This window comes from Methylobacterium oryzae, from assembly GCF_021398735.1.
Taxonomy (GTDB): domain Bacteria; phylum Pseudomonadota; class Alphaproteobacteria; order Rhizobiales; family Beijerinckiaceae; genus Methylobacterium.
In genome coordinates, this window is sequence record NZ_CP090349.1 from 258,694 (window position 1) to 283,511 (window position 24,818).

Consider the following 24,818-nt stretch of genomic DNA (forward strand, 5'->3'; position numbering starts at 1 on the left):
CCGGTTCCCATCGCGCGGTCGTCGCGACGACGACTGTCGAGTCCATCTATTTTCCCGTTGGTAACAGGAGTCATAACTTCGGATCGAGGCCCGGGACGCGCGGGTGATCGGACCCTCGATCGGGATCCGCGGGATGAAAACCTGTCTCGCGGCGGCGGGGGCGTTCCGGCACCTTGCCGGGTTGCCCAGGCCGGTGTCGGGATCCCGCGAGAGCGATCGGGATCGCCGACGCGCCGTCCGGCGACCGACCGGCACCGGGTGTGGCGTGCCCGTCACACCCGGTGCCAACCCGACATCTCGATGCAACCAAAACGCTGCCGCGTTGTTGTCGCGCTCACCCGCGTGATGCGCGCTGTATTTCCGCGCTTCGTCGCGTCTTGAAGGATGCTTTACTCTGGCATTTCGGGCCTTCGACAGGCGGTGTGACCTCAAAACTACAGCCATTTCCCCCGGTGATCGGTAGCCACACCGCCAGATCACACATTCGGGGAACCGACATGACCAAGCTCCTGGCCTCGCTGGCCGCCTTCACGGCCCTCACCGCCGCCGCCTCGGCCGCCGACCTGCCGCGCCGCGCCGCCCCGCCGCCGGTGTTCACCCCCGTCCCGGTCTTCACCTGGACCGGCGCCTACTTCGGTATCAACGCCGGCTACGCCTTCGACGCCAGCGACCGCAACACCGGCAACACCTTCGCCGTCCCCTTCCCCTACGCCGCCCCCGGCACCGTCGCCTCCTTCCGCAACCGCAGCCAGGACGGCTTCTCCGGCGGTGGCCAGATCGGCTACAACTGGCAGATCACCCCCGGCTCCGGCCTCGTGATCGGTGTCGAGGCCGACGCCCAGTACCTCGACTTCGGCCGTAACCGGAACAGCGCCTTCATCTCCGGCGCGCTGGCCCCCGGCTACTACGTCACCGACCCGCGCGGCCTCTCCAGCCTCGACTTCTTCGGCACCGTCCGCGGCCGCCTCGGCTACGCCTTCGACCGCACCCTCGTGTACGGCACCGGCGGCTTCGCCTACGGCTCCGGCAGCGCCGACCGCTCCTTCGGCGGCTATGCCGGCAACGACAGCTTCCGCACCGGCTGGGCCGTCGGCGGCGGCATCGAGTACGCCCTGCCCACCGACTCGTTCCTGAACTTCTTCCGCTCCTCGGCCGTGACGCTCAAGGTCGAAGGCCTGTACGTCAACCTCGACCGCAACACCCGCAACCAGGGCGCGTTCGTCATCAACGCCGCCAACAACTTCCCGGTCGTCTACAGCGGCATCGGTCGCCGCTCCGACGAGTTCGCCGTCGTCCGCGCCGGCCTGAACTACAAGTTCGGCTCCTACTGAGATCGACCAGCGACGGTCGGGTGCGACGCTCGCATCCCGACCGTCGCACCCGACCCGAAACGCGAAGGGGCCGCTTCCCACAGGAGGCGGCCCCTTCGCCGTTCGGGCGGGCCGAACGCGGCCCGCCGTCCTCGCGAGCGCGGCGGCGCGGAAGCTCGACGGCCGGCCGACGATGCGGCCGGCCCGGGATCGAGCCTCAGCCGATCGCCCAGAAGAGCGGCAGGGCGCCCGCCAGGAACAGCGCTGAGGAGATGAGCACGGCGACGCGCTCGCGATGGCGGAGGATGAGGGCGTGGGGCTGGGCGAACATGGGATGGCGGAGCTGAGGGAGCCGGATCGGAGGTGCGCGGTCACGCTGGCATCCGAACCTTGACGGATCGGGGGCAGGTCGCGTCATCCACAGGCGGTCGTCGGCGGGTGTCGCGGCCGTGCCACAGAGGCCGGCGGCAGGGCCGCCGCTCGGCGCTCCGCACCGGTACCGCGACGGGCGTCCGGGCGTCCGGGCCGTCGCCGGGGCGTCGCGGCGCGCCTCAGGCGACGGCCGAGTCGGGGCGGCCGGGTGGCACGAAGGTTTCGGGCGCGTCGATCTGCGCGGCGAACCGCTCGATCGGCTGCGGCCTGCTGATCAGGTAGCCCTGGACCTCGTCGCAGGCCTCCGCGGCCAGGAAGCGCATCTGCGCCTCCGTCTCGACGCCCTCCGCTACGACGCTCATCCCGAGGCTGCGGCCGAGCCCCAGAACCGCCCGCACGATCACCGCCGCCTGCGGACTGACCTCGACATGGCCCACGAAGGACCGGTCGATCTTGATCTTGTCGAAGGGGAAGGCCTGCAGCGTCGCGAGGGACGAGTAGCCGGTGCCGAAATCGTCCATCGCGATGGACACGCCGAAGGCCTTCAGCCGGCGCAGGATGCCGAGCGCCCGCGCCATGTCGTTGATGATCAGGGTCTCGGTGATCTCGAGTTCGAGCCGCGTCGGCGCGAGGCCCGTCTCGGTCAGGATGGCCAGCACGCGCTCGGGCAGATCCGCCTGCTGGAACTGGCGCGGCGACAGGTTCACCGCCACCTTCAGCGGGTGCGCCCAGCGGGCCGCCTCGCGGCAGGCGGCCCGGAGCACCCACTCGCCGAGCGGCAGGATCAGCCCGCTCTCCTCCGCCAGGGGGATGAAGGCGTTCGGCGGCACGAGGCCGCGGGTCGGATGCTCCCAGCGCACGAGCGCCTCGAACCCGAGAAGCCGGCCGGTGGCGGTGCTCACCTGCGGTTGATAGTGCAGGATGAGCTCGTCGCCCTCGATCGCCTGGCGCAGGTCGCGCTCCAGATCGCGCCGGGCCGCCTCGGCCGCGTCCATCGCGGGCTCGAACACCCGGTGGGTGTTCCGCCCCTCGGTCTTCGCCCGGTACAGGGCGAGGTCGGCGCGGCGGACCAGCGTCTCGCTGTCGAAGCCGTGGCCGGGTGCCCGGGCGATGCCGACGCTCAGGCCCACCTTCAGCCGCCGCTTGCCGAAGGGGATCGGCGCCTGGACGGCCGCGATCAGGCGCGCCGCCAGGGCCTCCGCGCGGGTGGGGTCGTCCGCATCGGCAACCAGCACGGCGAACTCGTCGCCGCTGAAGCGCGCCACCATGTCGTCGGCCCGCAGCACCGCGCGGATGCGATGGGCCACCGCCCGGAGCAGGAAGTCCCCGGCCGCGTGGCCGAGGCTGTCGTTGACGGCCTTGAAGCGGTCGAGGTCGAGGCACAGCACCGCGCAGGTGCCGCCGTTCAGATGCAGGTCGGCGAGCCGGATCTCGAGCCGCTCGTAGAACAGGGCGCGGTTGGGCAGGTCGGTGAGGCCGTCGTGGCGCGCCATGTGGGCGACCTGCCCCTCGGCGGCCTTGCGGGCGCTGATGTCGATCTGGGTGCCGATGAAGCGCACCGCGCGGCCGTCGGCGGCGCGCGCCACCACCTTGCCGCGCGTCATCATCCAGGCCCAGGAGCCGTCCTTGCGGCGCATGCGATGCTCGGACATGTAGGTCGGCGCCCGCCCGCTCAGGTGCTCGATCAGGGCCCGCTCGGCCGCGCCCGCATCCTCCGGGTGGAGCAGGGCCCGCCACGTCCGCGCGTGGCTCGCCAGTTCGCCGGGCTCGTAGCCCAGGACCCCCCACCAGCGGTCGGAGGACCACGCCTCCCCGGTCGTGAGATCGCAGTCCCAGAGCCCGTCGCTGCCCGCATCCTGCGCCAGGGCGAGGCGGGTCTCGCTGACCTGCAGCGTCTCCTCCGCCCGCTTGCGCGCGGTGATGTCCGTGAAGGTCCGCACCGCACCGCCGTCGGGCAGCGGCACGGTGCGGATCTCCAGCACGGTGCCGTCGGGGCGCTCGCGCTCGTAGGTGTGGGCGCGGCACTCCAGGCCGCCCGCGGCCACCCAGCGCTGCAGGGTCTCGCTCGCCTTCCCGAACTCGCCCCGCGCGATCTGGTATTGCCGCACCGCCTCGAAGGTCGGGCGGGACCGCATCAGGTCCGGCGGCAGGTCGAGCAGCGCGAGGGCGCGGGCATTACAGACCTGAACGACGCCGGCGGCGTCGATCATCATCAGCCCCTGATCCATCGTGTCGAGAACGGTGTCGAGGAGCTTCGCCTTCTCCCGCAGCGCGACCGTCCCACTGTTCATACCCGGGGATCCCAATCGTCCGCCTGGGCGAACATTCTGCTGGACGGTGCGAGGTCCCACCGGCGCGGACGGTACCATCGGGGAGCTTTCCGGATTCTTTCCGGAGGCCCGCTTTCAATCGCTGCGTGCACTTCCGGGCGGCGGACCGCGACGAGGCCGGGGCGCGGATTCCCGAGGCGCCGTCCCGGGCCTTGCCGGGCCGCCCGCGGAGCCCTCTGATAGGCGGCGCGCAGCGGGGACCGGGCCATGGCCGTGAAGCGGATCGTCACCAACATCCGGACCACGCAGGTCGAGGCGGCGCGGTCCTTCTACGCGGAGGTGCTCGGCCTGGAAGTGGTCATGGATCACGGCTGGATCCTGACCTTCGCGGCCCCCGGGATGTCGGCGACGCCGCAGATCAGCGTGGCCAGCGCGGGCGGCTCGGGCACGCCGGTTCCCGACATCTCGGTCGAGGTCGACGACCTGGCGGAGGTCCTCGCCCGCGTGAGGCGGGCGGGCCTGCCCGTGCTGTACGGCCCGGCCCGTGAGCCCTGGGGCGTGGAGCGGTTCTACGTCCGCGACCCGTTCGACCGGCTGGTCAACATCGTCGCCCATCTGGCGTGAGGCCGCGCGCGAGGCCCTCCGTGAGGCCGGGCCGGCCGCTCACTCGGCCTCGTCCCGGACCAGGGAGATGCAGGTCCGCACCATCTCCTCGAGCCGCAGGTCCTTGGTGTCCCCGATATTGGCGGTCTCCTCCAGACAGCGCATGAAGTACGCCGCGTCCAGCTTGGGCGACAGCGTGTGGAAGGCCCGGCCCATCCGGGTCGAGAAATCGATCTTGTCGGTCGCGCTCGCCCGCGGCCACAGCGAGGCCTTGTCGTCCACGGTCAGGCGGGCGGCCTTCGCCGGCAAAGTCGCGCAGGCCAGAGTCACTAAGACGATTATAAGCTTGGTCTGCATTGTAAATCTCCGATCCAGCGGCATAGAACTGCGCGACTCTTCGCAGCGGTGACGGTCGACGGACGCGCTGCTCCTGCGACTGGATGGGAGAAGCGATGCGCGCGATCCGTCTTTCCGGCCCGATCTCGGCCGGCCTCCTGGGTCTTCTGACGGCCCAGGCCCATGCTCAGGCGCAGCCCCCCGCACAGCCCATCCCGCAACACCCGATCCAGCCCCAGGGACAGCCCCCGATGCAGGCGCAGGACCCGGCGTCCGCCGATCCGCGGCGCAATCAGGCGGCGAAGCTCGCGGGGCTCGCCGGTTTCGTGAACCTCGAATGCCCCGGCCTGCGCAGCGATCCGGCGCGCCTCAAGCAGACCGTCGAGGCCCTGGGCGTCGACGCGGCGAGCCTGGAGACCGGCGACCTGCACCTGACCGCGACCCGCTACATCGCGGCCTACCAGAAGGACGTCGCGGCCAATTGCCGGAAGGCCGAGGCGACGTTCGGGCCGCAGGGATCGATCGTTCCCGGCCTGATCGTGCCGCGGTAGCCCCGGCCCGCTGACGGCGGTCGTCGTCACACCGGGCGCCCGTCCCGCGACAGGGCGATGCGCAGGAGGTCGGCTAGGCTGCCGGCGCCGAGCTTCTGCTTCATGCCCGAGACGACGGCCGACACGCTCCGGTGGCTCATCGACAGGCTGTCGGCGATCGCCTCGTTGGACTTGCCCGCCCCCAGCAGCGACAGCACCTGAACCTCCCGCGCGGTCAGGCGCGCGAGGGGCGATTCCAGGAGCCCGGCATTCAGCATCGCGATCTTGGTCGCGACCTCGTGCGGCAGGTAGCTGTGCCCGGCCGACACGGTCGCCAGCGCCTCGTGGAAGCGCGTCACCGCCGTGTCCTTCAGGACGAAGCCGTGGGCCCCGCCCTCGATGGCCCGGGCGACGATCACCGGATCGTCGTGCATGCTGAAGGCGAGGATCCGGGTCGCCGGCTCGAGGGCCCGCACCCGGCGGATCAGCGACAGGCCCGACAGCCCCTGGTCGCGGAAGCCCAGGTCGGTCACCACCAGCCCGGGCCGGTGGCGGTGGAAGGTGCGGTAGCCCGACACCACGTCCGCGGCCTCGTGGACCGCCCGGACGCCGGCATCCTCGGCGAGATGGCGGAAGCCGCGCCGCACGACCGGGTGGTCGTCGACGATCAGCACCGCGTCGAGAACCCGCGGGCCGTCCCGCCCCGCCGGACGGTCGGCCGAGGCCCGGGCGGCGCTCACGGCGTCCCCTCGCCGACCGGGTGCGGGCCGGCGAGGCGCGCCAGCGCGGCCGCGTGGTCGGCCCCCTGCATCCGGGCGTTGTAGTAGTGCTGGCACATCTCGCCGTAGAGGCTCTTGCGGCGGCCGCGCTCCGCCGCGATGCCGCCGAGACCGTCGAGGATCGCGCCGTAGCCCTCGCCGATGCCGGCCTCGGCCAGCATCTGGCCGAGCTGGACGGTGCGGTTGGCGATCATGCGCGGGTCCTCGATGAAGCCGTCGCGGGCTCCGGCCAGCGCCGTCGCCATCGCGCGCACGCGGGGATCGTCGGCCGGCAGGGCCTTGCCGGCCTCGCGGCCCGCGAGCCAGCGGGCCGGGTCGGTCCCGTCGGTCGGCGCGAGCCAGGCCGGCAGGGTGCCCTCAGCGGTGGTGGCCACCACCGCGCCGGCCTCGTCGGCGCGCGCGTCGGCGCGCTCGTCCGCCCCGCGGTCGCAGGCGCCGAGGGCCAGCAGGACCAGCCCGGACGCGATCCCGATGCGGCCGGCACGGCTCATCGCGCGGGCTCCCCCGCCAGGACCGTGCGCGGGCCCTCCGCCACCTTGATGCGCGCCGTCTCGCGCCACGTGGCGAGATCGATCACCGAGACGTCGTCCGAGAACCAGTTCGCCACGTAGGCAAGCGGACCGACCACCGCGATACCCTCGGGATAGGGGCCCACCGCCACGGTGGCGACGATCTCGAGCCGGGCCGCGTCGATCACCGTCACGGCGGCGGCGTGCTGGTTGGTGACCAGGATGCGGCTGCCGTCCCCGGTGACCGCCACGCCGTAGGGCATCCGGCCGGCCGGAACCGTGGCGCGGGCCCGCAGCGTCGCCGTGTCGATCACCGTGAGGTCGCCGCTGCGCACGTTGGCGACGTAGAGGCTCGCCTCGTCCGGCGCGAGCGCCAGGGCGAAGGGCGCCTCGCCGGTCGGGACCACGGCCACGCGGGCCATCGTCCCGGTGTCGATCACGCTGACCTGACGGCTCTCGCGGTCGGCGACGTAGAGCCGCCCGCGCCGGTCGAGGACGAGGTGGGCCGGGTCGCGGCCCACCGCCGCGGCGCCCTCGAGGGCGCCGGTCGCCGCGGAGATCTTCAGGACGCGGTCGCCCGACCAGTCGCCGACGTACAGGTGCGCCCCGTCCGGGCTCGCCGCGAGGCCGAAGGCCTGGCCGGGGACGGGCAGGCGGCGGGGCGGCGCGCCGGGCGCGACGACGGTGACGGCGCGCCCGTCCGGGTGGGTCAGATAGAGGCGGCCGGCCCGGTCGGTCGCCGCCGCCACCGGCGCCGGTCCGAGCGGGATCCGCCCGGCCACTTTCCCGGCCTCGATCCGCGCCAGCTCGGCCCCCTGCTGGCTGACGACCCAGACCGGGTCGCCGGCCGCGGACGCGACACTGGTCCCAGCGCCGGTCCCGGCCGCGACCGCGACCGCGAGCGTCGCGATCAGCCACAGGTGGCGCATGCGGGGCCTCAATGGGTCGTCCGGCTCTCGACGGCCGCCTTCAGGCCCTTGAGCCCGTCCGCGAAGTAGCGGTTCATCGCCGTGCGCCCGGCCTCGTCGCTGAGAGTCTCCGGCGGCTCGTTGCCGGTGTCGCCCCGGTAGAAGCGGCCGATCCACGACACCTTGGAGCCGGACCCGTCCGGGGTCACGGTGAGCGTCGCCGAGTAGGAGGAGACGGGGAGCGCCTTCAGGTCCGGGTCGGACATCCGGTACGAGTAGGTCCGGCCGTCGGCCAGCCACTCGTCCAGCCCCTCGACCAGGGTGCCGCCGGCCTTGAGGGTCACCCGGCGGGTCGTGCCCTCGACGTTGCCGCCACTGGCCTCGGCCTTGGCCACGTCCGGGTGCCAGCGCCCGATGCCGCCGAAATCGCCCACCACCTTCCAGACTGCCTCCGGGGGCGCCTGGATGGTGATCGACTGGTCGATCTTCTGCGGCGTCGGCCCGTGGGCCAGCGCCGCGCCGGCGAGGCCGACGACGGCGAGGGCCGGGGCGAGGGCCGGAAAGAGGGCGAGGGGCATCCGCATGGTCAGGTCCTGATCGCTCCGGTTGGAGCAGGGGTTGGAGCAGGGATTGGAGCAGAGTGGCCCGCGCGCCCGCGGAGCGCGCGAAGGGCGCGGGCGAGGGGCCCCCCCAGGAGGGCCAGGAGCGTCAGAGCCAGGGCCGCCGCCAGGAGGGCGGGCCGCGGGTCGAGGCGGCCGGGCAGCGGGCGCGGCGTCGCCGCGGCGCGCAGAGAGGCGGCGAGACCGCCCGGGCCGTCGAGATGGACGTAGCCGAGGCCGGTCTCGGCGGCGAGGCGCTTCAGGTAGGGCTCGCGGACCGACGAGAGGTGCTCGGTGCCGTGGGCGGCCTGGGCCCCGAAGGGGGCGTTGCGCGGGTTGTAGCCCTCGCGGGATTCCGCGTCGGCCGGGGGCGGCCCGGAGCGGTTCTCCTGCTGGACGTCGCTCTCGCCGAGGAAACCCGTCTCGCGCCCGCGATCGTCGAAGCGCGGGATCGGCGACAGGCCGTAGCCGCCCGCGCCGACGATCAGCCCGCGCACCGCGCCGGGCCTGCCGTCGAAGGTCGGGCCGCCGGAGGCGGGCAGGGGCGGCGTCTCCTGGCCGTCGGTGAGGAACAGGAGGTCGGCGTCGATCTCCCCCGCCATGGCGATCGACCGGAACAGGCCGGCCGCGATGCGGCTGTCCCCCTCCCAGGCCATGCGCGGGTCGAGGGCCGCGATGGCGCCGTCCAGCGGCGCGAAGTCGGCGCAGACCTCGACCGGCGTGAACAGCAGGAACGGCCGCCGGTCGGTGAACAGGCCGAGCGCCACCCGCGAGCCGCAGGGGAGGTCGGGCAGCGTCGCCCGCAGCGCCGCCTTGACGGTCTCGAGCCGGCTCATCGACCCGCCGGCGGCGGGATAGTCGCGCACCGCCATGCTGCCGGTGATGTCGACCACCGCCAGCACCGACACGCCGGTGCGGGTGACCGGGATCGGCGGCGCGACCAGGGCCGCCAGCGCCAGCGCGAGGGCGGCCGCCAGGGCGCGGAACCGCCCGTCGCGCAGGTTGCGGGCGACGAGGGTGGGCAGGACCGAGGGCAGGACGGGGGGAAGGACGCGCCGCGGGCTCACGGGCCGCCCCGCGGCTGGCCGGGGATGTCGGTCCAGATCTTCTTCGGCTCGGCGCGCAGCTCGTCCCCGGTCTTGCGGTCGAATTCCGGGTAGTCGCGCACGAGGCGCGAGGCGACGTCGAGGTTGTACTTGGCGTCCCAGAACTCGGGCCGGGCCTGGAGGGCGCGGCGGTAATCCTGCCGCGCCAGCGTCACCTGGGGCGCGGCCTTGTCGAGGTCGCCCCGGCCGATCAGCGCGAAGGCCTGCCGCATCCGCGCGTTGCCGATGACGTACCGCGCCCGGGCCGCCTCCCGCACCGCACCGGCGCGGTCGAGGGCGTCGATGAGGGGCTCGGTCTCGCCGAGACGGTCCCGGGCGGCGAGGAAGCCGATCCGCGCCGCCAGGAGGGCCGGCCGCGCATCCGGCTCGACCGGCCGGTCGCGGCCCGCCTCCAGGGCGGCGATCCGGTCGTCGTCGCGCGCGGCGCTCCAGCCCGAGACGGCGAACCACAGGGCGGCGGCCGCGAGGACCAGCGGCAGCGCGACCAGCAGGGCCGGCCGGACCCGGCGCCACGCCGCCGCCAAGCTGAGGCGGGGGCGGGCGGTGTGGCGCGGGGCCGGGCCGTCGAGGAGGGCGCCGGCGCTCATGCCGCCCTCCGTGCCGCAACGCCCGCGGTCTCGGTCGCGGCCTCCGTCGCAGTCTCCGCATCCGCCGGTGCCGCCGCGAGGTCCACCTCCGCGAGCTTGGCCAGGACCAGCAGCGCGAGGCCGAGGGCGGCGAGCGCGGCGGCGAGCCCGGTCAGGTCCCGGCGCGGGCGCTCCTCGACGTAGGGGATCGGGTCCCGCTCCAGGGCCTCGATCTGCCGGATGGCGGCGGCCACCGCCTCGGCGCCCTCGGCCTCGAAGGCGCGGTAGGGCACGCCGAGGCTCTTGAAGAACAGGTCGAGATGGCGCTCCGGCGCGGCCTGGGGCGTGTCCTCGCCGGCCGGCCGGTCGGCGATGCCGGGCGATCCCTGGGTGCGCAGGAACAGCCAGTACAGGTTCGGCCGGATCCGCGCGACCGCGGCGCGCAGCTGGTCCTGGATGCGCGGGTCGATCACCGCCGCGCCGTCGGAGACCAGCAGGAGAACCCGCGAGGCGCCGACATCGATTCCGAACTGCGACAGGGCCATGCCGAGGCCCCGGCCGATATTGGTGTAGTCGAGGCCGGGCCGGTCGATGGCGGCGATCGCCGCCCGCACGGCGTCGTGGCGGTCGGTCATCGGCATGACTAGCATCGGCGCGGTGGAGAAGGCCGTCACGGCGAACAGATCGTGCGCCCGGGCGCCGACGAAATCGGCCAGCAGGCGCCGGGAGGCCGCAGCCTTCGATTCCTCGGCGCCGGAGGGCTGCCGGCCCGCGAAGGTCTCGTTCATGCTGCCGGAGCGGTCGATCAGCAGCGAGACCTGCGCGCCGATGCCGAGGCGCTCGATCCTTGCGCCCGTCCGGTAGGGGCCCGCCAGGGCCACGATCAGGCCGGCGATGGCCAGGACGCCGGCGAGCGTCAGCGCCCGGCCGAGCCAGGCCGAGAGGGGGTCGGCCGGGGCGGCGGCGACCGCCGGCACGGCCGTCCGGCGCAGGGCCGAGCGGGCCAGCGGCAGCAGCGCCAGCGGCAGCAGCCACAGGACCCAGGGATCGGTCGCGCCGAGGCGGGCGAGGAGATCGGTCACGGCCTCACGCGCTCCGCTCCGCCGCCGCGAGCCGCGCCAGGAGCGCCTCGGCCTCGGCGCGGGGCCAGGCCGCGCGCGCGGCCGGCAGCCGGCCGCCGAAGAAGGCGAGGCGCGAGGCCTCGAAGAAGCGCGCGAGCTCCGCCGCCTGGCCCCGGAAGGCCCCGTGCCGGGCGAGGAAGGCGCCGAGATCGTCGGCGAGCACCCGCCTCCCGTCGGTCAGGTCGAGGCCCCGGTGCAGGGCCAGCAGCGCCGCCCGGTAGGCCTGATCGGGCCCGGCCCCCGCCCGCTGCCGCCGGAGCGCGCGCAGAGCCGCCGCGAAGGGCCGGCCCCGCCGCTGCCGGAACGGTCCCCAGGCCCGGTCGTGCGCCAGCGCCAGCGCGGCGAGGCCCGCGAGGGCGCCGAGACCCGCCGCCGCCGCGACGTCCGGCCCGGGATCGACCCGCCCACTCCGGCCGTCCGGGCGCAGGTACTCGGCCGGATCCTCGCGCCGCTGCGGCTGCACCTCGCGCAGGGGCGAGACGCCGAGGCTCCAGCCCGGCACCTGGACGGCCGCGGTGGTTCGCCCGGTCGCCGCCTCGCTCGCCAGCGTCAGGGGGAAGCCCGGCACCTCCAGGGTGCGGGCGTCGAGGGCGGCGTAGAAGCTCTGGTAGGTGAGGCGCAGGCGCACCCGCCGGCCGCCGGCCGCCGGGGCCTCGTCGACCGCGACGGCGCGCAGGTCGAGCCAGTAGGTCACCGGACCGGGCCGGGGCAGGGTCGCGCGCTGCAGCCGGAAATCGGGATCGGCCAGGATCTCCACCTGCGCCTCGACCAGGTCGCCCAGGAAGATCCCGAAGGGCCGGGGGCTGCGCACCTCGACGGAGCGCACCTGCGCGGCGGCCGGGCCGGCCGTCAGAGCGAGCGGCGCGGCCAGGATGCCGGCCAGGACACCGGCGAGGACGCCGGCGCGGAGGCTGGCGAAGAGGCTGGCGGAGAGGCCGGCGGAGAGGCCGGCCGGCAGGAGGGCGGGACCGCGCGCGCCCATGCTCAGGTCGTCATCAGGTGGCGGGTGAGCGCCTGGGCGTCGAAGCGCCCGGCGAGCTGGAAGACCCGGCGGGCGAAGGGCGCGGCGGCGCGCTCCAGGGCGGCGATCCGGTCCCGCTCCCGGGCGATCCAGGCCCGGCGCAGGCTCGGGCGCAGCAGGACCACGCGGCGACCGCCGCCCTCGAGGTCGTCGAGTTCGACGAGGCCGAAGGCCGGCAGCGCCTCCGCCTCGGCGGGGTCGGCGAGCAGGATCGGCACCGTGTCGTGCGGCGCCAGGGCGGCGAAGACCCGGGCGATCAGGCTCTCCGGCCAGCGGAAGTCGGAGGCGAGGAAGACGAGCTTCGGCCGCCCGGCGAGCCGCCGCGCGGCCTCGAGCATGCCGGCGCAGCCGCGTCCCGCGCGCGGCGCGCCCGCGACCCGCTCGGCCGCGGCGACGGCCGCGCCCCGGTGGCGGGTGGCGGGGAGGGTGAGGTCGTCGCGCAGGGTCTCGTCGCAGCCGATCAGGCCGAACCCGTCGCTGATCCGGGTCGCCGAGACGGCCAGCGCCCGGCAGAGATCACCCGTGAGTCGCGCCCGGTCGGCCGTGCCACGGAAGCCCATCGAGGCCGAGAGATCGACCAGGACCCAGGTCTCGACCGCGGTCCGCGCCTCGAAGCGGCGGACATGCACGCCCTCGAACGGGTCGCGCAGCGTCGCCCGCAGGTCGATGCGGCGGGCATCCGGCAGCTGCAGGAACGGCACCTGATCGCGGAACGGGCCGGCGCCGCCGGCGTCGCGCCCCCGGTGGAGGCCGGCCCGGCTGCCGCGCGGCCGCCAGCGCGGCAGGTAGACGATGTCGGCCGTGCGCGGGTCGCTCACGGCGCCGGCACCGTCTCGAACGCGGCCCGGCACAGGGCGGGCACGATCGCGCCGCGCTGCAACTCGTGGACGGGCTCGAGGAAGACCCGGTGGGCCATCACCTCGGTGAAGACCGCCCGCACGTCCTCCGGCACCAGCCACTCGCGGCCCTCCAGCCACGCCCGCACCCGGGCGGCGCGCACCAGGAAGGCGACGCCGCGCGGCGAGGCGCCGCCCTGCACCAGGGTGGCGGTGTCGAGGCCCGGGAGCCGGATCCCGGCCTCCGCGGGGCGGACCAGCGCGTCCCAGAGGGCCACCACGTAGGCCTCGATCGACGGCTCCGCGCGGACGGCGTGCTGGATCGCGGCCGCGATGCCGCCGATCCGGGCGTGGTCGAGCACGCCCTCGGCGACCGCGCCGACGAGGGCGTCGGTGTCGTGGAAGCGCGGGTCGAAGACCAGGCTCCGGCGCACCGCCGCGTCTCGGGGCGCCTCCAGCCCGATCTCCATCAGGAAGCGGTCGCGGGCCGCGGCCGGGAGCTCGAAGGTCTCCTCCCGCTCGACGCGGTTGCGGTCGGCGAAGACCTGCAGGTTCGGGAACGTGTAGGTGCGGCCGAAGGCCTGGACGCTGCGCTCGGCCATCAGCCGGAGCAGCAGGGCGTGGACCTGCGGCCGCGCCCGGTTGATCTCGTTGAAGAAGAACACCGAGAGATCCTCGGCCCGGGCCAGGACCGGGCCGGGATCGACCCGCGGCCGGCCGTCGGGGCCGAGGTAGGTGTGGTAGATCAGGTCGGTCGGCATCATGTCGACCGTGCCCTCGACGCGCTCGTAGGCCCCGCCCAGCGCCCGGGCCACCGCCCGCAGCAGGGTGGTCTTGCCGACGCCGACGTCGCCCTCGAGCATCACGTGGCCGCGGGCGAAGATCGCGATCGTCACGAGGCGGATCGCCCGCTCCTGGCCGACCACCGCCTTGGCGACCTCCGCCTCGAAGCGGGCCGCCGCCGCCCGCCAGTCGGTGAGCATCGTGTCTCCGGAACGGAGGGTGTTCATGAGGCGGTGCCTGCGGTGTCGGGCGGGGCGCCGGAACGGCGGCGCCGGGTAACGGTGCGGCGTGTCGGTGCGGCGCGGTGCCGAGCGTCGCTGCGGGCCGGCGCCGCGGCGCGGGCCGGCCCCAGGACGGCCGGATCAATCGGCCGCGTTCAGTTGGCCGCGATCAATTCGAAGAAATCTTGGCGACGTCGTACTCGAACTTGCCGGTCTTCTTGGCGTTCTCGATCCGCTTCCTGTTGCGCTCCTCCATCTGCTTGATGGATTCGGCCTGCTTGCTGACCTCCTTCGGGTCGTGCTTGGGATCGTACTTGGTCCCGGCGACCTTCTCGGGGAAGCCGGGCTTCGGCTGCCAGCAATTGCCCGGCGCCTTGCAGGTCTGACCGTCGTAGGCCAGCGCCGGCACCGCGAAGGCCACCCCCGCGATCAGCATCGCCGCCGTGATCACTGTGCGCATCGTAGATTCCTCCGTCTCTTCCTGGGGCGGCCGGTCGGGCCGCCGGTTCGCCCCGTCTCCCGCGGGGCGCGACTTGCCGAGAACGGCTAGTCCAGCGGCTTGCACTGGCCGGGCACGTCCTTGGCAAAGGTCTCGCCCTCCTTGAAGGGCTTGTAAGTCTTCTTCTGCTCGTCGGTGAGCCACTCGGCATCCTTCACCGGGCCCGTGTAGAGATGACGGATCCAGGCGATGACCTGCAGCATCTCGTCGGGATTGAGATCCTCGTTGTGCGGTCCCATCATGCCGTTGGCACCGCCCCAGAGGGTCGCGAACAGGCCGACATCGGTCGTGTTCGCCGGGTAGGTCCAGTAATCGTCGTTGAGGCCGGGCCCGACCTTGCCCTCGCCGAGATGGCCGTGGCAGCCGGAGCACGAGGTCAGGAACAGGCTCTCGCCGTTCCGCAGGCAGGACTTGTCGTCGATGTAGAGGTTCTTCCCGGTCTGGAAGAAGGTCTTGACCGCCTGCGTGTCCCGCCCGCCCGGCTTGCCCTCGGCCGTGTCCATCGCCTCGCCGGTGATGGTGTTGCGGAAGACGATGCCGGTCTGCGGGCCGGACTGGGGCTGCGCGCGGGCCGCGGCGGGCATCGCCACGGCGAGGGTGAGAAGGGCGACGCGGGCCGAACGTACGATGTGCATCTGTTGAGCGGGTCCTGATGTCCTGATCGATGGCCCGGACGCGCCGGGCCGGTCTCGGTGGGGCGGTCTCGGTGGGGCGGTCTCGGTGGGGCAGCCTCAGTTCGAGGCGACGACCGGCACACCGTCCTGCTTGAGGATCGTCGCGATGGCGGGCCGGGCCTTCTCGATCCCGGCGTCGAGGGCCTTGCGCAGGGCCTCGTCGTCCTTGCGCACGCCCATCGACTGGTCGAAGACCTGCGGGACCTTGCGGCCGTCGCTGCCGACCGTGTCGGCCGGGACCAGCGTCATGCGCAGCGGCGTCGGGGAATCCTTGACGTAGCGGGCCACGTCCGGGCCGAAGGCGACGCCGACATCGGCCTTGTCGTTGGCGACCTCGCTGACGATGCGGGCCGGGTCGATCTGGGTGTACTGGTTGCGCGGCGAGCGGAAGTTCACCAGCGAGTAGAGGTAGGCCATGTCCTCCTCGTAGCGGCCGATATCCTTGAGCATCGCCTCGCCGGGGGAGCCGAACGGCACCACCATGTGGTCGAGGGTCTTGAGCCGCGGGTCGGACCAGGACTTCACGTCGAGATCCTTGTCGGCGCGGGTGATGAAGACGTAGCCGCTCCGGTAGTACGGCCGGGTGGTCAGCACCCGCGGGTCGTCGCTGTCGAGGCCGACGACCACGTCGCAGGTCCGCTTCTCCAGGCCGTCGCGGACGAGGTAGATCGCGGGCTTCTCGAGCCAGACGAAGACGGGCTTCTTCCCCATCGCCTCGGCGACGGCGACCGCGACGCGGTTCTCGAGCCCGGAGCCGTCCTTCATCGAGAGGGGCGGCTGCTTCTCGGAGGCGCAGATCCGCAGGGTCGCGGGGTCGGCCGGCGGGGCGGCCGGGGCCTTGCCGGGATCCGACTGGATGGCCTGGGCCTCGGATTCCTGGGCCACCACCGGCCCGGCGGCCAGGGTGGCGAGCGTCAGGACGGCGGCGAAGCGGGCCGCCAGGATGCGTGCGCGCGGGCGCGGCATGGACGTCTATCCCTGTTGTCGAAGCGTTTCTTGTGGCGTGTCCGGTGGGGCCGGAGTGGCGGGGCGGAGGTGGCGGGGCCTGAGGGGGGGCATGGCGTCGCCCCGCCCGCTCGGATCCGTCCCGAGATCCCGCCGGCCGTCGGGCCGGCGGGAGGTCGTCAGGTGGGAGGTCGTCGGGCGGGCCTCGCTCGGAGGCCTGCCGCGCGGCCCTTACTTGGCGGCGTGCTGCGCGTACTCGCCGACGTTCGGGTCGTCGTACGGGCCCTTGCCGTCCAGCGAGAACACCATCACGCCGCCGCCCATCTGGGTGTAGTTGGCGAGCTTCTTGAAGGCGCCCACCGCGCCGAGGCCGGCGGTCGGGTCGGCGAGGTCGAACACCAGGCCCACGCCCGGCCAGCCGCCGACGCCGTAGTAGATGGCGACGTACTGGGTGCCCTTGTGGGTGTAGGTGATCGGGTAGCCGATGGCGCCCGACGGCAGCTTGAACTTCCAGAGGAGGTCGCCGTTGTCGGAGTCGCGCGCCTTGATGAAGCCATCCAGCGTCCCGTAGAGGACGAGGTCGCCGGCGGTGGCGGTGGTGCCGCCCCAGACCGCGAAGCGCTCCATCTTCTCCCAGTTGAACTTGCCGGTGATGGCGTTGTAGCTCTTGATCTGGCCGAGGCCCTCGTAGTTCTGCCGGTCACCCTTCGGGCCCGGATACATGTTCAGCGTCGCACCGACGAAGAACTGACCCGCCCGGTAGGGCAGCATGAAGGGCTCCCAATCCATGCAGATGTGGTTGATGCCCATGTAGAAGGCTTGCCGCTTCGGGTCGTAGGAATCGTGACCCTGGTTGTGGTAGCCCATCGCCGAGGGACAGATGTCCTTGGCGAGATGGTCCATCCGGGTGCCGTATTCCGGATCGCGCACCGGCGTGCCGGTCTTCAGGTCCACCGACTTGAACACGTTGACGGTGTCGTCGATCTTGTTGGCCGAGACCAACGTGCCGTCCGTCCGGTCGAGGGTGTAGACGATGCCGTTGCGGTCCGGGTGGGTGAGGAGCTTCCTCATCTTCCCGTCCTTGTCCTTCTGGTCGGACAGCATCATCACGTTGACGCCGGCATAGTCCCACTCATCGTGGGGCGTCTTCTGGTAGCCGAACTTCGCCTCGCCGGTGTCGGCGTCGCGGCCGAAGATCGTCATCGTCCACTTGTTGTCGCCGGGACGCATGGTCTCGTTCCACGGCGCCGGGTTGCCGGTGCCGAAATAGATCAGGTTGGTGCCCGGATCGTAGGCGTACCAGCCCCAGTTGGTGCCGCCGCCGATCTTCCAGGCGTCGCCCTCCCAGGTCGAGGTGCCGAGGCCCTTCTGGCCGTAATGGGCGTTGTGGATGTTGAAGTCCTTGGCGAGCAGCAGGTCCTCGTCCGGGCCGGTGGCGTAGGCGCGCCAGACCTGCGCGCCGGTCTTGACGTCGTAGGCGGTGAGGTAGCCGCGCACGCCGAGCTCGGCGCCCGAGGAGCCGATGATCACCTTGTCCTTCACCACGTAGGGGGCGATCGTGAGGGTCGAGCCGACCTTGATGTCGGAGTTCTCGACCTTCCACACCGTCTCGCCGGTCTGGGCGTTGAGGGCGGCGACGTTGCCGTCGAGCTGGGTCTTGAGGATCAGCGCCGGGGTCTTGCCGTCGCCGGGCCAGTAGGCGAGGCCGCGGTTCACGAGATCGCAGCAGGCCACCGAGCGCGCGGCCGGGTTCTGCTTGGGCTTGTCCTGCCACAGGATCTTGCCCGGATCGTCGAGGCCGAGGGCGAAGGTGTTGTTGGGGAACGAGGTGTGGATGTACATGACGCCGTCGACGACGAGCGGCGCGCCCTCGTGGCCGTTGAGCAGGCCGGTGGAGAACGTCCAGGACGGCTTGAGCTGCTTGACGTTGCTCTTGTTGATCTGCGTCAGGTCGCTGTAATTGTTCGAGTCGTAGTTCTTACCGGGCATCACCCAGTTCTCGTCGCTCTTCGATTTCTCGACGAGCTTGTCGTTGGCCTGCGCCACGCCCGCCATGGCGACCGGCGCGAGCGCCATGATCGCCAATGCCGAGACGGAATTCCGGAGCCTGATCATCCTGCGTCTCCTCGCCGGACTGCCACGCCGTTTGGCCTCGCAGTCATCGTGGTGTTGATTCGATGGCGACACGACTTTCACCGACAAACCCGCCTCCAGCGTCGCGATAACCGGGCTATTTCCAGTATTCGCTGAGCTTATGAAAGACTTATTATCGTTGTGCGCCACTTGATTATTCGCACGGCTTGTAATGCGTGTCTTTGCAAAACGAAACATTTCTTTTCGGGATGATTTGGCAAAAGAACACCGGAGATCTGGTAAGATCACGGAGACCTTGACCGAGAGCCGGCCGCCATCCCAGACAGGTGGGCCAGACAGGTGGGAACGATACGCGGGCGTGCGGGCCCGGAGCCGGCCGCCGACCCGTCCCGGGAGGACGCCATGGGTCATGTCACGGGCTGCGCGGCCCGCTCTCCGGCGCTGGCCGCCTGCTGGGCGGCTCTCGCCCTGGCGCCTGCGATCCTGGCACCCGCGACCTTGGCGCCTGCGGCCCTGGCGGCCGGGACCGGCGGGGAACGCCGTCTCGCGGCGCTCTACCAGCAGGACGGGCGGCGCGAGCTGACGGGGGCCGACCTGGAGCGCTTTCCCGGCGCGGGCGTCCTGTGGTGCCGGCGCCCGGACGGGATTCCCCAGAAGGCCGCCGCCGCGTGGCTGATCGGGAGCCGGTCCCTCGTGCTGATGAACGCGCACAATTTCCGCAATCGACAACTGGAGGTTACTCGAAACGTCGCCGACTGCTACTTTCAGATAGCAGGTCGGAACTACGCCTTCGTGCCCGAGATCCTGGAACTCGGCGTCGAGCCCGAGGCGCGGCGCCTGCACATCACCGACGACTGGGCGCTGCTGCGCCTCGCCGAGCCGGCCGAGGCGCGGCCGCAGCCGATCCCGGACCCGCCCACCCTTCCGACCGGCGACCTGACGCTCCCGGTGACGATGGTCTCACCGGCCGGGCACGAGAACTACCGGGGGCAGAGCAGCCGGGAATCCTGCGCCGTCCGGCGGATCGATCCGCCGAGCGAGGGCGCGATCCGCCGCGCCCGCCACGATTGCAACGACGGCTACGGCGGATCGGGCTCGGGCCTGTTCGACGCGGAGGGCCATCTCATCGCGATGCAGAGCGCGTCGCTCTCGATGAACCAGCGCCACGCCTTCGACATCGAGTTCCACTACGGCTCGGCCCTGCTGATCGAGGGCCGGCTCCACGAGGCCCTCGAGGCTCAGGCCCGCGCGACCCGGGACCGCTAGGGCGGGCCGCCCCCGGGTGTCCGCGGCGCCTCCCCGGGAATCCGGTAAGCTCCCGGTAAGCAAGGCGGCGTTTTCCGCCCCGGCGCCGGGGGAAGCGCTCGACGGCGCCGCGGCGGCAAGCCAAAACTTAACGTTGAACCTCGAATCTGGTCCCGCGAGGGAGCCGGTATGCCCGCTGTCGGAACGTTCAGGGTCTGCGCGCCGGGACGGCCGCCGTTCGCGGCGGCCGTGGCAGAGGGCGTGGCCGAGGCGGTCGCGCTGCCATCCGTGCTCGTCACGATGCTGGGCAGCCTGATCGAGGCCTGGCCCCGGCAGATCTACACACAACCCCTGGTGACCACCCGCTTCCTCGGCCAGCGGACCACCTACGTCTGCGATCCCGGCCACATCCGCAGCCTGATGGTCGACCAGGCCGAGGCGCTGGAGCGGGAACCCTTCATGCTGCGGGCGCTGGCCCCGGCCCTCGGCGCGGGGGTCCTCACCGCGGACGGGGACCACTGGCGGCGTCAGCGCAGGACCGCGACCCCGATGTTCCGCCCGGACCGGGTCCGGAGCTTCGTGCCGGCCATGGCCCGGGCCGCCGCGGCGACGCGGGCGCGCTGGCGCGACGCCGATCCCGCCGGGAGCGAGCGGGACATCCTGCGCGAGATGATGCGCACGACGTTCGACGTCATCGTCGCCACGATGGTGTCGGGCGATCCCTACCTGGAGGTCGGGCCCTTCGGGGCCGCGATGGACGCCTATCTCGGCCAGACCAGCTGGAAGATCGCCCTGGAGATGCTGCGGGCGCCGGCCTGGATCCCGCATCCGGGGTCCCGGGCCGGGGCGGAGGCGGTGCGCTACCTGCGCGGCGAGGTCGCCCGCACGATCGCGCGCCGCCGGGCCCGCGGCGAGCCCGGCTCCGACCTCCTCGGCCTCCTGCTGCAGGCGCGGGACCCGGAGACCGGCGCGCCGCTCACCGAGGCGAGCCTCGTCGACAACCTGCTGACCTTCGTGTCCGCCGGCCACGAGACCACCGCCCTGGCGCTGGCCTGGACCTTCCGGGTCCTGGCCGAGCACCCGGAGGTGGAGGAGCGCGTCGTCGCCGAGATGGCGCGCCTCGGCGCCGATCCGGAGTCCGATCCCGGTTCCGTGGACCGGCTCCCCTACACGCGTCAGGTGCTCCTCGAGGTGATGCGCCTCTATCCGCCGGCCCCGCTGATCGTGCGGCGGACGCGGGCCCCGGTCCGGCTCGGGGACACGGTCGTGCCGGCCGGGCAGTCGGTCCACGTGCCGGTTTACGCCCTGCACCGGCACGCGCTGCTCTGGGAAAGTCCGGAGGCGTTCGACCCGGGCCGCTTCGCGCCGGAGCGGGCCGCCGCGCGCGACCGCTACGCCTACCTGCCGTTCGGCGCCGGCCCGCGGGTCTGCATCGGCATGGGCCTCGCCCTGACCGAGTGCCTCGTCGTCCTGGCGACGCTGCTGCCCGCCTTCCGCCTCCGGCCGGTGACGGCGGAGATGCCGGCGGCGCAGTTCCGCGTGACCCTGCGGCCCAGGGGCGGCCTGACCATGAGGGTCGCGCCCCGCCACGGGGCCGGGCAGGGGGACGGGCACGGGGCCGAGCACGGGGCCGAGCAGGGGGCGGCCCATGCCGCCTGAGATGTCGCCCGAGGTGTCGCCCGAGATCTCCGCGGGCGCGACCGGGCCGGGCGCGCGGCGGGGGACCTGGCCGGACCGCCGGCCGGGATCGCTGCTCGCCCGCCTCTTCGGTCCCGACGCCGACGACGCGCTGCCGAGCCGCTACCGCCTGCAGGTGCGGGCGGGGCTCCTCGACGAGACGCTGAAGCTCGCCACCTACTCGGCGGTGACGCACCTGATCATCGCGCTGGCCGTCGCGTACTTCTTCTGGGGTTCGGCCTCGCACACCTACCTCCTCGGCCTGCTCGCCGTGGTCGCGGTGCTGATCACGGCGGCGACCTACGCGACCTGGCTCTACTGGCGCACTCACGGCGACACCGCCTCGGCGCACACCGTCCGGTGGGGCTGCCGGATCTCCGCCGGCCTCGCCTTCGCCCTGGGCCTCGCCTGGGCGACCCTGCCGGTCGTGCTGTTCGCCCCCTCCGGCGGCGACGCGCGGCTGCTCGTCGTCGCCATCGTGGCCGGCCTGATCTCGGACGCCTACGTGGTCGGCCCGCTCCTGTCGGTCTCGTACCTGTTCGCGGTCCCGGTCATCGTCGGCAGCTTCGTCGGGCTGGCCCGGTCCGGGGAGCCAGTCGCGCTCAGCATCGGCTTCCTGCTCGCCGTCTACGCGATCTTCGTGGTGACGAGCGTGAGCCGCATGAGCCGCCTGTCGCGCCAGCGCATCCTCGACCGCGTGCGGGTCGAGGACCAGAGCGAGACGATCGGGCTGCTGCTCAACGCCTTCGAGGCGAATGCCAGCGACTAACTGTGGGAGACGGACGGGACCGGACGGTTCCAGCACGTCTCCACCCGGATGGCGGACGTGCTGGCCTGCCCGGTGCAGAGGCTCCAGCACGCCTCGTTCCCGGCGCTGCTCGCCGGCCGGGCGGAGGCGCCCCCCGAGGCCGACCAGAGCGCCGACCTCGTGGACCGTCTCCGGCGGGGCGTCGCCTTCCACCAGCACCTGATCGCCGTCGACACGCCGGCCGGCCGGCGCTGGCTCCGGCTGAGCGGCAAGCCGTTCCTCGACCAGAAGGGGCGCTTCGCGGGGTTCCGGGGCGTCGGCTCCGACGTGACCGAGGCCCGCCGGGCGGAGGCGCACATCGCCTATCTGGCCACCCGGGACCCGATGACCGACCTGTCGAACCGGGTCATGTTCCACGACGTCGCGTCCGAGGCCTGCGCGGCCGCCGCGCAGAACGCGCCGCAGAACGCGCAACCGGCCCCGGACACGACGGTCAGCCTGCTCTACCTCGACCTCGACGGCTTCAAGACCGTCAACGACAGCATCGGCCACGCCGCGGGCGACGCCCTGCTGGGGCAGGTCGCCGATCGCCTGCGCGCCCTGCTCCCGGCCGACGCGCAGGCGTTCCGTCTCGGGGGCGACGAGTTCGCGATCCTGCAGCGCGGCCGGGACGGCGCGGCCGCGCAGGCCCTGGCCGAGGCCACGATCGCGACCCTGCGCGAGCCCTACCTCATCGACGGCGTCCGGGCGGAGATCGGCGTCAGCGTCGGGATCGCCTGCGCCCCCGCGGACGCGACCGAGCCCGAGGACCTGCTCCGGAAGGCGGATCTGGCGCTCTACAGCGCCAAGCAGGGCGGCAAGGGGCGCTGGCGGGGCTTCGACCGCGACCTGGACGTGCGCGTCCAGCGCCGGCACGAACTCGACGAGGCGATGCGCCAGGCCCTCGCCGACGGCGAGATGGCGCTGCACTACCAGCCTTTGGTCAGCCTGCAGGACGGCCAAGTGGTCGGCTGCGAGGCGCTGCTCCGCTGGACCCGGCCCGGTCTCGGCCCCGTCTCGCCCGCCGAGCTGATCCCGATCGCCGAGGGAACGGGCTTCATCCTCGCGATCGGGCGCTGGGCCCTGCGGCGGGCCTGCGCGGAGGCGCTGACCTGGCCGGTGCGCCTGCGCGTCGCCGTCAACATCTCGTCGGTCCATTTCCGCCGGCCCGACTTCTTCGCCGACGTCGCGGCGGTGCTGGGCGAGACCGGCCTCGCGGCGGACCGCCTGGAGATCGAGATCACCGAGTCGATCTTCCTGGCCAACACGCCGCACGTGCTGGACAATCTCCGCTCCCTGCGGGCGCTCGGCGTGCGGATCGCCCTCGACGATTTCGGGACGGGCTACTCCTCGCTGAGCTACCTGACGCAGTTCCCGGTCGACAAGATCAAGATCGACCGCGCCTTCGTGCGCGACCTGAGCAGCCGCCCCGAATGCCTGACGGTGATCGAGGCGATCATGGTCATCGCCCGCGACCTGCGCATCGACGTCACCGTGGAGGGCGTCGAGACCGAGCAGCAGGCCGAGCTGCTCCGGCTGCGGCGCTGCAACAGCGCGCAGGGCTTCCTGTACAGCCCGGCCCGGCCGCCCGAGGAGATCCCCGGCCTGATCGAGAGCCTGCCCCGGCGGGCGCTCCCGACCGAGCGGGCGGTCCGCGCGGTCGCCTGAGGGCGGGCGAGCCCGGATCCGGGTTGCCACGCGGGCCGGAACGGCTCTAGCGGGAGACGATCACGCGGAACCGGGACACAGGCGCGCCATGCCCAAGGTCGTCATCAGCGAGTTCATGGACGAGGCCGCGATCGCGGCCGAGCTCGCCGGCCTCGACGTGCAGTACGATCCTGGCCTCGTCGACCGGCCCGGGGACCTCGCCGCCGCCGTGGCCCGGGCCGACGCCCTGATCGTGCGCAACCGGACCCAGGTCCGCGGCCCCCTGCTCGACGCCGCCCGCGACCTCAAGGTGGTGGGCCGCCTCGGCGTCGGCCTCGACAACATCGACGTCCCAGCCTGCCGGGACCGGGGCATCGCGGTCTACCCGGCCACCGGCGCCAACGACGGCGCGGTCGCCGAGTACGTGGTCGCCACCGCGCTGCTGCTCCTGCGCGGCGCCTACGGGGCCACGGCCCGCGTGGCGGCCGGGACGTGGCCGCGCAACGCCCTGATGGGCCGCGAGATCGCCGGCAAGCGCCTCGGCCTCGTCGGCTTCGGGTCGATCGCCCGCGAGACTGCCCGGAGGGCGGCGGCCCTCGGCATGACGGTCGCCGCCCACGACCCCTTCGTGGCCGCGGACGACCCTGCCTGGAACCCGGCCTACGGCCCCGTGCAGAGCCAGGCGCTCGACGCGCTGATCGCGCAGAGCGACGTGCTCTCGCTGCACGTGCCGCTCACCGATCAGACCCGCGGACTGATCGACGCGGCGGTGCTGGCGCGGATGCCGAAGGGCGCGATCCTGATCAACGCGGCCCGGGGCGGGGTGGTGGACGAGGCCGCCGTGGCGCAAGCCCTACGGTCCAGCCATCTCGGCGGCGCGGCGCTGGACGTGTTCGACCGCGAACCCCTCGACGCGGCGGCGGGCGCCGTCTTCGCCGACGTGCCGAACCTGGTCCTCACGCCGCACATCGCCGGGGTGACGCAGGAGTCGAACGTGCGCGTCTCCGCCGTCACGGCCCAGGCCGTCCGCCGCCACCTCACGAGGGACTGAACCGGGAGGGCCCGCGCGCGGCTGCACATCGACGGCAACCTGCGCGCCGCGCGGGTCGCCTTCGACGGTCTCGACCGGGAGGCTCAGCGCAGGGCGAGCACCTGGGCAGCGTGCGAGGCGACGGCCTGCACGGCCGGGAGATCGTAGGCGTAGACGCGGCCGGCCAGGATCGCGAGCGCCAGCGTCCAGAACACCGCACCGCCGACGCGCCGCGCCGTGCGGTCGCCGGTCGAGGTGGCCGGGCAGGCGCCGGCGACGCCGTCGGCGACGGGCTCGCCGAACGGATCGAAGGCCGGCGACTGGTTTTCAGAGGCGCTGCGCATGGTGCC

At 73.1% G+C, this 24,818-nt stretch carries 25 protein-coding genes; 8 read left to right on the forward strand and 17 right to left on the reverse strand.

All coding sequences use genetic code 11. The annotated features are described in order from the left end of the window. The first annotated feature begins 497 nt into the window (after positions 1-497). Positions 498-1,331, forward strand: coding sequence for an outer membrane protein (locus LXM90_RS01270; protein WP_234081576.1), 834 nt, complete (start codon positions 498-500; stop codon positions 1,329-1,331). A 530-nt stretch (positions 1,332-1,861) separates the two neighbouring features. Here the strand turns inward: LXM90_RS01270 and LXM90_RS01275 are convergent. Then, the gene (locus LXM90_RS01275) at positions 1,862-3,973 is read right to left on the reverse strand and encodes a putative bifunctional diguanylate cyclase/phosphodiesterase (protein ID WP_234081577.1); all 2,112 of its coding nucleotides are present in this window, start codon (positions 3,971-3,973) and stop codon (positions 1,862-1,864) included. A gap of 246 nt (positions 3,974-4,219) precedes the next feature. Here LXM90_RS01275 and LXM90_RS01280 point away from each other — a divergent pair, with 246 nt between their 5' ends. After that, positions 4,220-4,576, forward strand: coding sequence for a VOC family protein (locus tag LXM90_RS01280; protein WP_020096043.1), 357 nt, complete (start codon positions 4,220-4,222; stop codon positions 4,574-4,576). A 39-nt stretch (positions 4,577-4,615) separates the two neighbouring features. Here the strand turns inward: LXM90_RS01280 and LXM90_RS01285 are convergent, their stop codons facing one another. After that, positions 4,616-4,912, reverse strand: coding sequence for a hypothetical protein (locus LXM90_RS01285; RefSeq protein WP_234081578.1), 297 nt, complete (start codon positions 4,910-4,912; stop codon positions 4,616-4,618). Between the two features lie 95 nt (positions 4,913-5,007). Between LXM90_RS01285 and LXM90_RS01290 the strand changes: the two genes are divergently transcribed. After that, a complete protein-coding gene (locus tag LXM90_RS01290) occupies positions 5,008-5,442 on the forward strand; it encodes a hypothetical protein (RefSeq protein WP_043713321.1) in 435 nt (144 codons plus the stop codon). Positions 5,443-5,468: 26 nt separating this feature from the next. Here LXM90_RS01290 and LXM90_RS01295 read toward each other — a convergent pair whose 3' ends face one another. The 14 genes from LXM90_RS01295 to LXM90_RS01360 form a co-directional block, all read right to left on the reverse strand. Next, positions 5,469-6,161 (reverse strand): response regulator transcription factor, encoded by a 693-nt coding sequence (locus LXM90_RS01295; RefSeq protein WP_020096040.1) that lies wholly within the window; start codon positions 6,159-6,161, stop codon positions 5,469-5,471. Beyond that, the gene (locus tag LXM90_RS01300; RefSeq protein WP_234081580.1) at positions 6,158-6,691 is read right to left on the reverse strand and encodes an MxaH protein; all 534 of its coding nucleotides are present in this window, start codon (positions 6,689-6,691) and stop codon (positions 6,158-6,160) included. Before LXM90_RS01300 ends, LXM90_RS01295 begins: the two co-directional genes overlap by 4 nt. Then, positions 6,688-7,638: a YncE family protein gene (locus LXM90_RS01305; RefSeq protein ID WP_234081581.1), complete on the reverse strand. Its 951-nt coding sequence runs from the start codon at positions 7,636-7,638 to the stop codon at positions 6,688-6,690. Before LXM90_RS01305 ends, LXM90_RS01300 begins: the two co-directional genes overlap by 4 nt. Before the next feature lie 8 nt (positions 7,639-7,646). Continuing rightward, positions 7,647-8,201: an SRPBCC family protein gene (locus LXM90_RS01310; RefSeq protein WP_234081582.1), complete on the reverse strand. Its 555-nt coding sequence runs from the start codon at positions 8,199-8,201 to the stop codon at positions 7,647-7,649. Positions 8,202-8,203: 2 nt separating this feature from the next. Beyond that, entirely contained in the window at positions 8,204-9,283 is a 1,080-nt protein-coding gene (locus LXM90_RS01315; RefSeq protein ID WP_234081583.1) for a vWA domain-containing protein, read from the reverse strand. After that, complete coding sequence (locus LXM90_RS01320; RefSeq protein ID WP_234081584.1) at positions 9,280-9,909, reverse strand: MxaK protein; 630 nt, start codon at positions 9,907-9,909, stop codon at positions 9,280-9,282. The genes LXM90_RS01315 and LXM90_RS01320 overlap by 4 nt, the downstream gene beginning before the upstream one ends. Then, a complete protein-coding gene (locus tag LXM90_RS01325) occupies positions 9,906-10,970 on the reverse strand; it encodes a vWA domain-containing protein (RefSeq protein ID WP_234081586.1) in 1,065 nt (354 codons plus the stop codon). Before LXM90_RS01325 ends, LXM90_RS01320 begins: the two co-directional genes overlap by 4 nt. Before the next feature lie 4 nt (positions 10,971-10,974). After that, entirely contained in the window at positions 10,975-11,991 is a 1,017-nt protein-coding gene (locus LXM90_RS01330) for a nonribosomal peptide synthetase MxaA (RefSeq protein ID WP_234081587.1), read from the reverse strand. Between the two features lie 2 nt (positions 11,992-11,993). Next, positions 11,994-12,848 (reverse strand): DUF58 domain-containing protein, encoded by an 855-nt coding sequence (locus LXM90_RS01335; protein ID WP_234081588.1) that lies wholly within the window; start codon positions 12,846-12,848, stop codon positions 11,994-11,996. Continuing rightward, positions 12,845-13,876, reverse strand: a complete 1,032-nt coding sequence (locus LXM90_RS01340; protein WP_026605375.1) for an AAA family ATPase — start codon at positions 13,874-13,876, stop codon at positions 12,845-12,847. Before LXM90_RS01340 ends, LXM90_RS01335 begins: the two co-directional genes overlap by 4 nt. A gap of 163 nt (positions 13,877-14,039) precedes the next feature. Further along, positions 14,040-14,330: a methanol dehydrogenase [cytochrome c] subunit gene (locus LXM90_RS01345; protein WP_020096030.1), complete on the reverse strand. Its 291-nt coding sequence runs from the start codon at positions 14,328-14,330 to the stop codon at positions 14,040-14,042. Between the two features lie 86 nt (positions 14,331-14,416). Beyond that, positions 14,417-15,004, reverse strand: a complete 588-nt coding sequence (gene moxG / locus LXM90_RS01350) for a cytochrome c(L), periplasmic (protein WP_020096029.1) — start codon at positions 15,002-15,004, stop codon at positions 14,417-14,419. Positions 15,005-15,100: 96 nt separating this feature from the next. Further along, the gene (moxJ, locus tag LXM90_RS01355) at positions 15,101-16,009 is read right to left on the reverse strand and encodes a methanol oxidation system protein MoxJ (protein WP_020096028.1); all 909 of its coding nucleotides are present in this window, start codon (positions 16,007-16,009) and stop codon (positions 15,101-15,103) included. A gap of 210 nt (positions 16,010-16,219) precedes the next feature. Further along, the gene (locus LXM90_RS01360; RefSeq protein ID WP_026605374.1) at positions 16,220-18,103 is read right to left on the reverse strand and encodes a methanol/ethanol family PQQ-dependent dehydrogenase; all 1,884 of its coding nucleotides are present in this window, start codon (positions 18,101-18,103) and stop codon (positions 16,220-16,222) included. Between the two features lie 381 nt (positions 18,104-18,484). On the opposite strand from LXM90_RS01360, the gene LXM90_RS01365 reads away from it, so the two are divergent. The 5 genes from LXM90_RS01365 to LXM90_RS01385 all read left to right on the forward strand — a co-directional run bounded on the left by LXM90_RS01365 (position 18,485) and on the right by LXM90_RS01385 (position 24,489). Then, positions 18,485-19,348 carry a S1 family peptidase gene (locus tag LXM90_RS01365; RefSeq protein WP_020096026.1) on the forward strand — a complete coding sequence of 288 codons (864 nt, stop codon included), beginning with the start codon at positions 18,485-18,487 and terminating at the stop codon, positions 19,346-19,348. Positions 19,349-19,516: 168 nt separating this feature from the next. Beyond that, positions 19,517-20,986 carry a cytochrome P450 gene (locus tag LXM90_RS01370; RefSeq protein ID WP_020096025.1) on the forward strand — a complete coding sequence of 490 codons (1,470 nt, stop codon included), beginning with the start codon at positions 19,517-19,519 and terminating at the stop codon, positions 20,984-20,986. Next, the gene (locus tag LXM90_RS01375; protein WP_020096024.1) at positions 20,976-21,773 is read left to right on the forward strand and encodes a hypothetical protein; all 798 of its coding nucleotides are present in this window, start codon (positions 20,976-20,978) and stop codon (positions 21,771-21,773) included. The genes LXM90_RS01370 and LXM90_RS01375 overlap by 11 nt, the downstream gene beginning before the upstream one ends. Continuing rightward, positions 21,774-23,459, forward strand: coding sequence for a putative bifunctional diguanylate cyclase/phosphodiesterase (locus tag LXM90_RS01380; RefSeq protein ID WP_267965805.1), 1,686 nt, complete (start codon positions 21,774-21,776; stop codon positions 23,457-23,459). An 88-nt stretch (positions 23,460-23,547) separates the two neighbouring features. Continuing rightward, entirely contained in the window at positions 23,548-24,489 is a 942-nt protein-coding gene (locus LXM90_RS01385; protein ID WP_020096022.1) for a hydroxyacid dehydrogenase, read from the forward strand. Between the two features lie 83 nt (positions 24,490-24,572). Here LXM90_RS01385 and LXM90_RS01390 read toward each other — a convergent pair whose 3' ends face one another. Then, complete coding sequence (locus LXM90_RS01390) at positions 24,573-24,812, reverse strand: hypothetical protein (protein WP_020096021.1); 240 nt, start codon at positions 24,810-24,812, stop codon at positions 24,573-24,575. Between the last annotated feature and the right edge of the window lie 6 nt (positions 24,813-24,818).